Below are 12,924 nucleotides of genomic sequence, written 5' to 3' on the forward strand. Positions count from 1 at the left end.
TCAGGAGCCGTTATGAGAAGCATGCGTTTTTACCCAGAAGCCTGGCCGCTGCATACTGCCTTTGTGATAGCTCGCGGTAGCCGTACCGAAGCCAAAGTCGTGGTGGTCGAAATTGAACAGCAGGGCGTGCGTGCCAGCGGCGAATGTACGCCATATGCGCGTTACGGCGAAAGTGAAGCCTCGGTGATGGCGCAGCTGGCTGAAGTGGCAACGGCTGTGGAACAGGGCGTGACGCGGGAGCAACTGCAGCGGCTAATGCCGGCAGGTGCAGCGCGTAATGCGGTGGATTCTGCACTGTGGGATCTGGAATGTCGCCTGAACGGCCAGAGCCTGTGGCAACGCAGCGCAGTCGTAGAGCCGGAACGCATTGTGATGGCGCAAACCGTCAGCATCGGCTCGCCGGAGGCGATGGCGTTCGCCGCGCGTGAGCTTGAGCAACAAGGGGCCAGTCTGTTGAAAATCAAGCTGGATAACCACCTGATCAGTGAACGGCTGGTGGCGATCCGTGCGGCAGTGCCGACGGCCACCTTGATCGTCGACGCCAATGAGTCCTGGCAGGCGGAGGGGTTGGCGGCACGTTGTCAGCTGTTGGCGGATCTGGACGTGGCGATGCTGGAGCAACCTCTGCCGGCGAAGGACGACAGCGCGCTGGAAAACTTTATCCACCCGTTACCGATTTGCGCCGATGAGAGCTGCCACACGCGTAGCGATCTACCGCGGTTGGCCGGACGCTATCAGATGGTCAATATCAAGCTGGACAAGACCGGCGGTCTGACGGAAGGGTTGGCGTTGGCGGCATTGGCGCGAGAGCAAGGGTTCGCCATCATGCTGGGCTGCATGCTCTGCACTTCTAGAGCGATAGGCGCGGCGTTACCCTTGGCTCCGGGGGCGCGATTTGTCGATTTGGACGGGCCAACCTGGCTGGCGAAGGACGTTGAACCGGGTCTGGATTTCGAATGTGGGGCGATCAACCTCGCCCCGTAACCGACTCAGTCCGGGTAGGTCAGTAATTCCACCATGGCATCGAGGTAGCTTTCGCTGGCGGCATCGGCAGAGATTGGTGGGAACTCTGCGGTAATGCAGGGCAGCGACAGATCGGCGCACCAACTGCCGAACGATCCCGGCGTCTCGTAACCGACGCTGGTGACCAGCGGCAGGGCAAATTTGTGCGAAAGCCAGACGCCAAGCTGAGAGCTGGCAGGGTCTTCAATACAGGCCAAGGGTTCATGGAAGGAGACTACCCAGCGAGGTTTCAGCCGATGGATCAGGTGGCACAGCGCCTGGGTCTCCGGCTCGGAACCCGGACGGCCACCGGTCGAAAGCTTAACGTCTCGCGCCTCCGCCGCGCTGTTCCAGCGATAAACCGTGTCGCCAGAGCGCCAGTTGGCCGCCGGGAAATTGCGGTTCAGGTCGACCCCGTTGGCATTGGCGCGCAGCCCCAGTTGGCAGCCGTCTGGGTTGACGGCCAGCACCACATGGTGACGCAACTGATTGGGGGCGATGCTGCGCAGCGCACAGGACAGCGTGACAATAGCGGCACCTTCGTCGCCGTGCGTACCGGCGATGATCAGCCCGGTATCTGGGCTACTGATGGCCGCCGGGAAATAGAGCAGCGGTGCGCCCAGCAGCGAACTGCCGTAATTCTCTCCTGCAACGGCCAATTGGCCACGTTCACTGCGCGGTCGATGCTGGATCATGATGCGTTCCCTGATTTAAAGGTCGAGAGTGATTATCATTTTATTCAGTGTATTACGCTTTAGCTGCACTTTCCCAGAGCTATTGTTCAGCTATCGCGCGTTATGTGAACTGTGCGTTAGCGTAGGTAACAATAAAACCCCGCCGGTCAATTCGCTGTTGTTATACTATCGGCAAAGCTAACCCAATAACCAAACAGGGGATTTAACATGCCAGTAGCCAGAATTATTGCCAGCTATAGCGAAAATGAAAAAGATACCATCACGCTGCTGTGCGGCGTGGACGAGGAAAACCAAATCCGCCAGGGTGAATGGTTCGGCGTGGTGAAAAACGACGACGGGCGCGGCGATGAGTCCAACTATCCGTTTACCCTGCACGTCGACTATCAAAAAAACAGCTTCTATCTGGACTATGGCTATGATGATGCCGAGTCACGTCAGATGCAAAAGACCGATATCCATGCCAAGCCGCTGGTGGAGAAAGGCTTCTTCACTATCTTCGATGAAGAAGAGGGCGAAGAATTCAGCTACCGTATCAACAGCATCCATCTTTACGAATAATCCTCGTCGAGATCAAAATGCCCGTGTCGACTTCGTCGTACGGGCATTTTTTATTGCCTGGCCCCCAGTTTTTACATCTTGTCCGCCTGGAACTCTAGGTGAGACTAATCTTGTGCTATAAGATAAAAAATTCAGATGGTTAACGGGGATGAATCAGAATGACGAGAAAAATAATTCAACAGGGTTTTCGTTTGGCGCTGTGTGCGGTAGCGATCGGCGCAGGATTGAGCAGCGCAATGGCGGCGCAGGTTCCCCCGGGTACCACTCTGGCGGAAAAGCAGGAAATTGTTCGCCATATCAAAGATGAGCCTGCTTCCCTCGATCCGATCAAAGCGGTCGGGCTGCCGGAAGCACAATTGGCGCGCGATCTGTTTGAAGGTTTGGTGAATCATGATGCCAACGGCAAAGTGATCCCTGGCGTTGCCACCCGTTGGCAAACCACGGATAACCAAACCTATATTTTCACACTGCGTAAGGACGCACGCTGGTCTAACGGTGACCCTGTCACGGCAAAAGACTTTGTCTATAGCTGGCAACGCCTGGTCGAACCAAAAAGTCTGTCTCCCTTTGCCTGGTTTGCTCAACTGGCAGGTATCCAGAATGCCGATGAGATCATTACCGGTAAATTGCCAGCGGACAAGCTGGGCGTAACGGCGCTGGATGATTACACCTTAAAAGTACAGTTGAATAAGCCGGTACCCTATTTTGTCAGCCTGACGGCCAACTTCAGCCTGTTCCCGGCGAACAAGGCGGTGGTGGAGAAATTTGGCAATGACTGGACCAAAGTCGGCAATCTGGTGGGCAACGGTGCGTATAAGCTACAGGAGCGGGTGGTCAACGAGAAACTGGTGCTGACGCCCAACGAACACTATTGGGATCATGCGCATACCGTTTTGACCAAAGTGACCTTTGTGCCAATCAACCAGGAGTCTAACGCCACTAAACGCTACCTGGCCGGCGATATCGATATCACCGAATCCTTCCCTAAAAACATGTACCAAAAACTGCTGAAAGACATCCCGGATCAGGTGTATACCCCGGACCAACTCGGCACCTATTATTATGCTTTCAACACCCAACGGGCGCCGACCAACGATGTGCGGGTGCGCAAGGCGCTGTCTTACGCGATCGATCGCAAAATTATCGCCGAAAAAGTGTTAGGCACCGGTGAGAAACCGGCTTATCACTTTACGCCGGATGTGACCGCAGGGTTTAAACCGGAAGTGAGTCTGTTGCAACAGCAGCCGCAGGCCGAACTGGATGCCCAGGCCAAGGCGCTGATGCAGGCGGCCGGTTATGGCCCTAATAACCCTTTGAAGCTGACGCTGTTGTATAACACTTCAGAAAGCCACCAGAAAATAGCCATCGCCGTGGCCTCAATGTGGAAGAAAACCCTTGGGATCGACGTTAAGTTGCAGAATCAGGAATGGAAAACTTATATTGACAGCCGTAACACCGGCAATTTCGACGTGGTGCGCGCTTCCTGGGTGGGCGATTACAATGAAGCTTCGACCTTCCTGTCGTTGTTGAGCTCCACCCACAGCGGTAACATCGCCAAATTCAAGAGCGCGGATTACGACAAGCTGTTGGCGCAGGCCAGCCGTGAAACCAGCGCCACGGCCCTGACGGCGGATTACAACAAACTGGAGCAGATCATTGCGGAACAGGCGCCGATCGCGCCGATTTACCAATATACTAATGGCCGTCTGATCAAGCCTTGGGTAAAAGGTTACCCGATCACCAATCCGGAAGACGTGGCCTACAGCCAGACGATGTATATTATCAAGCATTAATAACTGCATTTAACCAGGCTCCGTTAATTCGGGGCCTGGTTATCAATATTTGTCGAATAATAAAACAAACCCCAATGGCTTATATCAGCCAGGGCGATGCTGTCCGTTGAAATAACCGGAGAGCCCTTTATATTCGGCAATGAATAGTGGGTAAAACAGGTCGTTATTTATGCTTTATAAGCTGTCCCGCATGGCATCAACCAGGATGCGGCCGCTCATGTCCGTTTGAGTAATGCGATAGCTGGTTGGGTAAGAACGCCGGGTGCTGAGGTGATCGTGTACCGACACCTTGCCAACCTGCGCACCGCTGGCATTCTTAACGATAAACTCGCTGATTTCTTCCTGGCCCTGATTTTGAAAATTAACGCTGCGGATTTTCTCCAGCGTATCGCTGTCGTTTAATTTTAAATGGTCGCGTAACATAACTACCTCCTCGTAGTGAGGGAAGTATATGCCTCTCAAATTTGAGCTGGAACAGCTTTTTGTTAATTTTTTATTGTCATTATGAATTAAGATTGCTGTGAATATGTTAAGTCATAATAATGGCGCGATAGCCAGCGCTTTATCCCACGATATCCGCATTTATCGGCCGGGTTTTATTTCATCTCCGTTATTATTAGTCTGCATTTTTGTTAAATAATACCTGACGCCCAATGGGTGAGGGAAATACGCAGGACACGTCATGTGCACAGTCGGGAACGATCGCTAAATCACGTTTGGCGCGCGGGGCAATAAAACGTCGATCGTAAGCCGCATAGGCGATGCCCCGTTGTAGACGATCGGGGCCTTGCGCCTGCGCCGCACAAGATTTGTCGAGTATTTTGTAGAAGCTTCCTGGCGCGTCGCCGCTGTCCTTTGCGCCAACCATATAGGTGATATTCGCCGTGGCATAGCGTTGGCGTACTGATTCAGTTTGTTGGTCGAGGTAGCTCGGAATAGCCTCAATGCCGTATTTCCAACGATTGACGCTCGGGCAGGTGAAACTGTTAACCTCAACCCAATCGAAGGTGCATCCCCCTGTTGAATCACAATCGCGCCAATCGACAGGGCGCTCGTTGTTTACCGGCAGCGGTCGGTGACTGTCAAAATAGAGCCAACTGCCGGGGTCGGATATCACAAAGCGTAGTTTTACGCCGGGCGGCGGATTGGCGAAACCGACATAGTGCTGTACAAACTGTGCGCCGGCGGAAAACCCTGCAACGGTGACCCAGCGTATCTGCGGCCATTTTACTTTCAATTCGGCAACCAGGCGATCAAGAGCGGCAAACGAACTGGTTCTTCCCTGGTTGTCCAAACCGCCTTCGATCCAGGAACTGCAACTCCACAGTGCGTCCCCGGCCTGCGCTTGTGGAACGCCGGGAGAATGGCAGCGTGTGGACTGAGCATTACTGACCGGGAACAGCGGGGCGACCAACAGCGCCTGGCCGGTTTTGCCTGCAAGTTGAGCCGCTTTTACCGCGGCGGCCAGGGTTTTCCCCGCATCTCTGGGATGTCCGTGCAGCACGATTAACGCGCTATCTGGTGTGATTACCTGGGGGTGTGCGACAAAGTAAGGTAAATTTCCTGCTGTTGGTCCCAGTTTCACCCGGTATGCGTCGGCCAGGGTGTCGAGTGTGCTATCTGCAGCAAACAGTGGATGAAACGGGGTTGCAATAACCGCCGCTACTGAGGCCAATACCAATGTTCGAGTGGGGGTCATTAAGCACCAGCTTTAAGGTTTGCGCATTATTCCTCCATGTTAGCCTATAAGGCCATTTCGAGCGTAGCATTCGCACGGCTTCATCTTTGATCCGCCTGGCATTAACGCTAGACTCTGAGGTAACTGAAAAGCAAAGAGGATGAGGAATGGAAGTCATTGAGGGGCGCGAGTTACAGGTTCCTGACGCAGTCTATGCCTACCAACTCGATGGTAAGGGCGGTGTAACATCGATTGATTACGATGATAAAGTCACCTGCGATGAGCCTTGCTGGCTGCATCTCGATTATGCGCACCCAGCCAGCGCCGAGTGGCTGACTACCACACCGCTTTTGCCGGATGCGGTAAGAGAGGCCTTATCCGGGGAGAGTTCCCGGCCGCGCGTCAGCAAGGTGGGCGAAGGCACCATGATCACGCTGCGCAGCATTAACTTTAACGCCAACTCGCGGCCGGATCAGTTGGTCACTATCCGCGTTTACATGACCGATAAACTCATCGTTTCTACCCGCCATCGCAAGGTCTATTCCATTGACCAGGTGGTGAACGATCTGCAAAGCGGCAGTGGGCCAACCAACAGCGGTAACTGGCTGGTGGAGATATCGGACGCATTGACCGACCACGCCAGCGAGTTTATCGAAGATCTGCACGATAAAATCATCGATCTGGAAGATTCGTTACTGGAGCAGCAGGTCCCCGAACGGGGGCAATTGGCGCTGATCCGCAAACAGTTGATTGTGCTGCGTCGTTATATGGCACCGCAACGCGACGTGTTCTCGCGTTTAGCCAGCGATCGTTTGCCCTGGATGAATGACGACGATCGTCGCCGCATGCAGGATATTGCCGATCGGCTGGGGCGCGGGCTGGATGACCTGGACGGTAGCATTGCACGTACCGCGATCCTTTCTGACGAAATCACCACCGTAATGGCCGATGCCATGAACCGCCGTACTTACACCATGTCGCTACTGGCGATGGTGTTTTTGCCTACGACCTTTTTGACCGGGCTGTTCGGCGTCAACCTGGGCGGGATCCCTGGGGGCGGTAATCCATTCGGCTTTGCGGCATTTTGCCTGATGCTGGCCGGATTGGTGTTCGGCGTGGGCTGGTGGCTGAAGCGACGTCGTTGGTTGTAGCCAAAAAGAGGTAAAACCCCGGTTAACATTGAGCGATATCAACTTTTGTCGGGGGGAAATGAGGCATGATCTATCTCGCAGGTGAATGCAACGTCAAGCGATGGGCGTTGCGCTCCATAATTGTCTTACTTTCTTATATTTAGAATTACTGCATAGCACATTGATTCATACGATGCCGGTTTAATCACCGGCATTTTTTTGTCCGCAATTTGCCCTCAGGCCGCACTCTCATCCCAGAAACTGGCTTCAATCTTGTGCCCGTCCAGGTCACGCACAAAGCAGCCGTAATAGGCTTCACCATAGTGCGGCCGTGAACCGGGGGCACCTTCATCCGTCGCTCCGGCCAGCAGCGCCTGCCGGTAAAAATCATCAACCTGCTGCTTGCTGGTGGCGAAAAAACCCACATGAATGCCGTTGCCGGTGGTAGCCGGTTTGCCGTCGATCGGCAGCTGCAACCAAAACTCCGGATAATCGCGGCCATAGCCTATGGCCCCTGGGTGTTCCAAAACCCGGCGGCAACCTAAGGCGGCGAGGGTGCGATCGTAAAAATCAGCTGCGGCGTCAAAATTATTGCTGCCGAGAGAAACGTGAGACAAGCAGGGCGTGATGTTCATCGGTAATCTCCTGGTGACTGTATAAAAACACAGTATAGGATAAAAACCGCACTGTCTGGTGAATTCTGCTGAAAATGCGAGCGGGATCGCCAACTGAAGGGGGTAAAGAGCCGCCCGCAGTGTGCGGGCGGAACAACGGCTTACTTGATTTCGAGCACGTCTAAACGTGCCGGGGCAGGTTCATCCGTCTCTTCCGGCTGCCAACCCACCGGCTGCATCGGAATGTCTTCGCGATCGAAGGCCAAATCGCCACCGTCAACGACTTCACTGCCGTGGTGAATGCCTTTGAAATCAAACAGGTTAAAGTCGCTCAGGTGCGAAGGCACCACGTTTTGCATTGCGCTGAACATGGTTTCCAGGCGGCCTGGATAGCGTTTATCCCAGTCGCGCAGCATGTCGCCAATTACCTGACGCTGCAGGTTAGGCTGCGAACCGCACAGGTTGCACGGAATAATCGGGAATGCTTTCGCCACCGAGAAACGCTCAATATCTTTTTCACGGCAGTAGGCCAGCGGACGGATCACCACGTGCTTACCGTCGTCGCTCATCAGTTTAGGTGGCATGCCTTTCAGTTTGCCGCCGTAGAACATATTGAGGAACAGGGTCTGCAGAATGTCATCACGGTGGTGGCCGAGCGCAATCTTGGTGGCACCCAGCTCGGTGGCGGTGCGGTAAAGGATACCGCGGCGCAGACGCGAACACAGGGAACAGGTGGTTTTGCCCTCGGGGATCTTGTCCTTGACGATGCTGTAGGTGTTCTCCTCAACGATCTTGTATTCCACCCCCAAACTTTCCAGATAGGCTGGCAGGATATGCTCAGGGAAGCCAGGCTGTTTCTGATCGAGGTTAACGGCAATCAGTGAGAAATTGACCGGTGCACTTTGCTGCAGGTTGCGCAGAATTTCCAGCATGGTGTAGCTGTCTTTACCGCCGGACAGGCAGACCATGATGCGGTCGCCTTCTTCAATCATGTTGAAGTCGGCAATCGCTTCGCCCACGTTGCGGCGCAGACGCTTGTGCAATTTGTTAAGGTTGTATTGCTCTTTTTGACTAACGGTTTGTTTTTCTGACATTTAAATCGTGCTCGTTCTCAATTGGGGGCACTATGGGCATGACGTTTTAGGCAGCAAGTTTAGCATTCAACAGGCTGATTGGGTCATTATTCATTTCGCTCTCGGGGCCGTGAAGAACCTTGGCGTGCTGTCATGCCTGGTTGTCTGGGGATAAACGCACCCAACATGCATCAATGTGGCGTGTATGGTACGGATTGTGAGAACGAATACCAGCGTGTTTTGCGTGGTGGGGATGGAAAACGGAAAATAATGGGTGCCAAACCCACATGAGGCCGCATTTGGGCCTCATGTTTTACCGACTCAATCTTATTTATAAATTTCAGCTGTGCCACACAGACGATTGTTGCCGGAGGCGCCGATGATGCGATAAACCTCGGCGCCGGCTTCGACCGCCTTGGCTTCCAGTTCCCGCTGTAGGCTAGAAAGATTATTGCTTGCTGCGCAGGCACTAATGATCCCGGCTTTTTGCCGATCGGCGGGTGCTGAGTTAACCAGGGTAGCGGCGACGGTCGTGAACGACAGGGTGGCCAGCGCGAGGGCAGCGAGGGCCAGATTGACGTTTTTCATGCTGTGATTTCCTTTTCTGTGGCCTGTATTGATTAAGACTGGCGACGACGTTGATTCGCTCAGTGTGAGTTTTTCATACTAATATGGGTTGGCTATTGGTCTTCTCGCGCCGGATAGCCTGCTTTACGCAGCACCGCGAGAAAATCACTCTCGTCCAGAGTGCTATCGACCTGAACCTGACGCGCGGCCGGGTCGGTTTCAATCTGGGCCTGCGGATCGACACTGTGTAGTGCCTTGGTTACGGATTTCGCGCAACCGCCGCAGGTCATATTGGGAATGTAGAAACTGTGCATATCAATCTCCTGGTTCTTTAGGGTGTCCGGTCACTATGCGGGTTGACAACGTGGCAAGGTCAAACGCTTTTCAGTGAAAATTTTTGCTTTGAATTCAATGACGATACCGGTGTATAAGCGCCAAAGCGTGGCGCCTCACGAGGGGTTTGCAGGCTGGGCTCCGTGGTTGTGGCAGGCTCAGCCAAATCCGCCAGGATCGGGCAGTCTGGGCGATCGTTGCCATGGCAGTGATCGGCAAGGTATTCGAGCGTTTGCGCCATCTCTTGCAGTTCGGCGATCTTGGCTTTCAACCTGGCAACATGGGAAAGCGCCATCTCTTTAACGTCGGCGCTGGCACGATCGCGGTCGTTCCACAAGACCAGCAGGGCCGAGATCTGCTCGACAGAAAACCCCAGATCGCGTGCACGACGAATAAATCGCAGACTGTGTACGTCCTGTGAGCTGTAATGCCGGTAACCGGCATCAGAACGAAGGGCTTTCGGAATCAGGCCAATTTGTTCGTAATAGCGGATCATCTTTGCCGAAACGCCAGAGGACTTGGCTGCTTGACCGATGTTCATTATTCACTCCTTCTGGGGGATTCATTAAATCCCCCTAAAGCGGGGGATCGGTTATGGATCGACAGGTAGCGTTATCGCTGGCACTCGCTGGCGCGATTGGACAGATCGAGTACCACAACCAATCCAGGTGATAGGTGCGATAGAACACTTTCGCGTTCACCTGAGTGGTTGGCGCGATACATACACCGCCACGCGCCTTGGCCTCCTCGCTGATCTCGGGGTTGGAGAGATCGCGTTCTTCGAAAGCGATCCCTTCATTTTCGAGCCAGGATTTCAACGTTTGGCAGTCTGAGCACGTCGGCATGGTGTAGATGACGACCTGAGGATGAAATTCACCGGCCATGCTGGCCTCCTCAAACGTGTTGTAGTGTTGCCGCCTAAACCTTTACGTTTTCTGGCCCAACAGGGCGGGATTCGATACCCATCGGTGCCTGGAAACGCTTTAGACGGAGCGCGTTGCCGAGCACGAAGACGCTGGAGAGCGCCATCGCTGCAGCGGCGAAGATCGGCGAAAGCAAGGTGCCGTTTATCGGGTAAAGCATGCCTGCCGCAACCGGGATCAGCACTGCGTTGTAGGCAAAGGCCCAGAACAGGTTCTGCTTGATGTTGCGGATCGTCGCCTGGCTGAGCGCAATGGCATTTGCCACACCACGCAGGTCACCGGACATCAACACCACGTCTGCCGCTTCGATAGCTACATCGGTTCCCGTACCGATGGCCAACCCAACATCAGCTTCGGCCAGCGCCGGGGCGTCGTTGATGCCATCCCCCACGAAAGCGACGCGTGCACCATGGCTGCGGAACTGCTTCAGCGCCGCGACCTTACCGTCGGGTAAAACCTCAGCCGCGACCTCATCGATACCGAGCTGTCGGGCGATTGCCGAGGCGGTTGCTGCATTATCACCGGTGATCATCGCGACCTTGAGCCCCAATGCGTGCAGCGCCTTGATTGCCTCTGGCGTGGTCTCTTTAATCGGGTCGGCAACGGCGATCACCGCCGCCAAACGACCGTCTATCGCAGCATAAAGCGGGCTCTTGCCTTGCTCACCGAGACGCTGGGCGGCCGGCAGGAAACTGGCCACGTCCAGACCGAGCTGCGTCATGAAGCGGTCGGCTCCAACGGAGACGGTTCGGCCGCTGACCTTGGCTGATACACCGAAGCCCGGTGTGGCATCGAAGGCTTCAATAGCGGCGATCTTGATGTCGCGCTGTTTTGCGGCGGCGACGATGGCTTCGGCGATAGGGTGCTCCGAACGGGTCTCCACGGCGGCAACCAACGCCAGAACCTCGTCGTAATCGAAGCCCTCGGCCGGTACCAGGTCGGTCAACTCAGGGCGACCTTTGGTCAGGGTGCCAGTTTTGTCCAGCGCGATAACGCTGACATCTCGTAGTGCCTGTAAGGCTTCGCCTTTACGGAACAGCACGCCGAGCTCGGCGGCGCGGCCAGTGCCGACCATTATCGAGGTGGGGGTGGCCAGCCCCATGGCGCAAGGGCAGGCAATAATCAGCACGGCCACCGCATTCACCAGCGCGAAAGTCAGTGCCGGCGTCGGTCCGAAGATCAACCAGATCAGGAACGTCAGCGCTGCCGCCGCCATCACCGCCGGGACGAACCACAGGGTCACCTTGTCGACCAACGCCTGGATCGGCAGTTTGGAACCCTGGGCTTCCTCAACCAAGCGGATAATTTGCGCGAGTACCGTATTGGCACCGACTTTGGTGACGCGGAAGCTGAATGCCCCGGTTTTGTTGATGGTGCCGCCGACCACTTCGGCATCGACCCCCTTGGACACCGGCACCGGTTCGCCGGTGATCATGCTTTCATCTACATAAGAGGCACCTTCGACGACCTGACCGTCGACCGGGATCTTCTCGCCCGGGCGAACGAACACGACATCACCGGTGGTCACCTGGTCGAGCGGGATTTCCAGGGTTTCACCGTTACGCTCGACGCGCGCCGTTTTGGCCTGCAGCCCAACCAACCGTTTTATTGCCTGAGAGGTTCGCCCCTTGGCGCGAGCCTCCAGCGTGCGCCCAAGCAAAATCAGCGTAACGATCACCGCGGCGGCTTCGAAATAGATGTTGGCGGTACCTTGCGGCAGCACTTGCGGAATGAAAGTGGCCACCACCGAATAGCCATAAGCCGCCGCGGTACCCACCGACACCAGCGAGTTCATGTCAGGGGCACCGCGCAGCAACGCAGGCACGCCCTTGCGGAAGAAGCGCAGGCCGGGCCCAAACAGCACCAGCGTGGTAAGCACGAACTGCAGATACCCATTGCGCTGTTCACCCAGAACCCCTAACACCCAATGATGCATCGCGGGAATCAGGTGCGATCCCATTTCGAGGACGAATACTGGCAAGGTCAGGAGGGCGGCAATCAGTAAAGATCGGCGTAGTCCACGTGCTTCGTTCTCGCGCCTTTCACTGTCTTGATCGTCCGAACTTGCCGTGGCGGCAGACAAGCGGCGGGCCTTATAATCGGCCTGTTCGACCGCGGCTTCAAGCATGGCCGTGGTGACGATCCCGGCACTATGGCGCACCCGGGCACGCTCGGTCGCCAGGTTGACATTCGCTTCGATCACGCCCGGAATTTGCCTGAGCGCTTTCTCAACCCGACCGACACAGGACGCGCAGGTCATATCTTCGATGCCGAGTTCAGTGGTTTCTTCACGAACGGCGTAACCGGCGCTCTCGATGGCACCAACGGCTGCCTGCGGATCGGCGGGATCGCCGAAAGTGATATCGGCGCGCTCGGTGGCCAGGTTGACCGTTGCTGTTTGCACGCCGGGAACGGCTTTTAGCGCACGTTCGACGCGGCCAACGCAGGAAGCACAGGTCATACCTTCGACCGGCAGACTCAGACGAGTGGTGCGCATGGCTGAATTAGCACCTTGTTGCACAGAGACGGAAGTCATTGAACTACCCCTTTACTGATTC

General features: G+C 55.4%; 14 protein-coding genes. 4 read left to right on the top strand and 10 right to left on the bottom strand.

The window, feature by feature from the left end; translation table 11 throughout:
• The first annotated feature begins 12 nt into the window (after positions 1–12).
• Positions 13–984, top strand: a complete 972-nt coding sequence (gene ycjG / locus NR114_RS04665; RefSeq protein WP_149573180.1) for an L-Ala-D/L-Glu epimerase — start codon at positions 13–15, stop codon at positions 982–984.
• Between the two features lie 5 nt (positions 985–989).
• Here the strand turns inward: ycjG and mpaA are convergent, their stop codons facing one another.
• Positions 990–1,697 (bottom strand): murein tripeptide amidase MpaA, encoded by a 708-nt coding sequence (mpaA, locus tag NR114_RS04670; RefSeq protein WP_020827091.1) that lies wholly within the window; start codon positions 1,695–1,697, stop codon positions 990–992.
• Positions 1,698–1,904: 207 nt separating this feature from the next.
• Between mpaA and NR114_RS04675 the strand changes: the two genes are divergently transcribed.
• Together NR114_RS04675 and NR114_RS04680 are read left to right on the top strand one after the other, a co-directional pair.
• Positions 1,905–2,255 carry a hypothetical protein gene (locus NR114_RS04675; protein WP_020827090.1) on the top strand — a complete coding sequence of 117 codons (351 nt, stop codon included), beginning with the start codon at positions 1,905–1,907 and terminating at the stop codon, positions 2,253–2,255.
• Positions 2,256–2,413: 158 nt separating this feature from the next.
• A complete protein-coding gene (locus NR114_RS04680) occupies positions 2,414–4,048 on the top strand; it encodes an ABC transporter substrate-binding protein (protein ID WP_256813675.1) in 1,635 nt (544 codons plus the stop codon).
• A 174-nt stretch (positions 4,049–4,222) separates the two neighbouring features.
• Here NR114_RS04680 and NR114_RS04685 read toward each other — a convergent pair whose 3' ends face one another.
• Complete coding sequence (locus tag NR114_RS04685; RefSeq protein ID WP_020827088.1) at positions 4,223–4,471, bottom strand: hypothetical protein; 249 nt, start codon at positions 4,469–4,471, stop codon at positions 4,223–4,225.
• A gap of 193 nt (positions 4,472–4,664) precedes the next feature.
• Positions 4,665–5,747, bottom strand: a complete 1,083-nt coding sequence (locus tag NR114_RS04690; protein ID WP_256813676.1) for a hypothetical protein — start codon at positions 5,745–5,747, stop codon at positions 4,665–4,667.
• 146 nt (positions 5,748–5,893) lie between these two features.
• On the opposite strand from NR114_RS04690, the gene zntB reads away from it, so the two are divergent.
• Positions 5,894–6,877 carry a zinc transporter ZntB gene (gene zntB / locus NR114_RS04695; RefSeq protein WP_256813677.1) on the top strand — a complete coding sequence of 328 codons (984 nt, stop codon included), beginning with the start codon at positions 5,894–5,896 and terminating at the stop codon, positions 6,875–6,877.
• Between the two features lie 215 nt (positions 6,878–7,092).
• On the opposite strand, the gene NR114_RS04700 is transcribed toward zntB, so the two are convergent.
• From NR114_RS04700 to NR114_RS04730, 7 genes are all read right to left on the bottom strand, one after another.
• Positions 7,093–7,491 (bottom strand): VOC family protein, encoded by a 399-nt coding sequence (locus NR114_RS04700; RefSeq protein ID WP_020827085.1) that lies wholly within the window; start codon positions 7,489–7,491, stop codon positions 7,093–7,095.
• 140 nt (positions 7,492–7,631) lie between these two features.
• Positions 7,632–8,564, bottom strand: coding sequence for a tRNA 2-thiocytidine(32) synthetase TtcA (gene ttcA / locus NR114_RS04705; protein WP_020827084.1), 933 nt, complete (start codon positions 8,562–8,564; stop codon positions 7,632–7,634).
• A gap of 306 nt (positions 8,565–8,870) precedes the next feature.
• Positions 8,871–9,131, bottom strand: coding sequence for a DUF1471 domain-containing protein (locus NR114_RS04710; protein WP_256813678.1), 261 nt, complete (start codon positions 9,129–9,131; stop codon positions 8,871–8,873).
• Positions 9,132–9,223: 92 nt separating this feature from the next.
• On the bottom strand, positions 9,224–9,424 hold the full coding sequence (locus tag NR114_RS04715) for a heavy-metal-associated domain-containing protein (RefSeq protein WP_256813679.1): 201 nt from the start codon (positions 9,422–9,424) through the stop codon (positions 9,224–9,226).
• A gap of 59 nt (positions 9,425–9,483) precedes the next feature.
• A complete protein-coding gene (gene cueR / locus NR114_RS04720; RefSeq protein WP_176983505.1) occupies positions 9,484–9,984 on the bottom strand; it encodes a Cu(I)-responsive transcriptional regulator in 501 nt (166 codons plus the stop codon).
• Positions 9,985–10,018: 34 nt separating this feature from the next.
• On the bottom strand, positions 10,019–10,327 hold the full coding sequence (locus tag NR114_RS04725) for a glutaredoxin family protein (protein WP_256813681.1): 309 nt from the start codon (positions 10,325–10,327) through the stop codon (positions 10,019–10,021).
• Between the two features lie 34 nt (positions 10,328–10,361).
• Positions 10,362–12,902 carry a heavy metal translocating P-type ATPase gene (locus NR114_RS04730; RefSeq protein WP_256813682.1) on the bottom strand — a complete coding sequence of 847 codons (2,541 nt, stop codon included), beginning with the start codon at positions 12,900–12,902 and terminating at the stop codon, positions 10,362–10,364.
• Between the last annotated feature and the right edge of the window lie 22 nt (positions 12,903–12,924).

It is taken from the genome of Serratia sp. Ser99 (genome assembly GCF_024519545.1).
Lineage (GTDB): Bacteria > Pseudomonadota > Gammaproteobacteria > Enterobacterales > Enterobacteriaceae > Serratia > Serratia liquefaciens.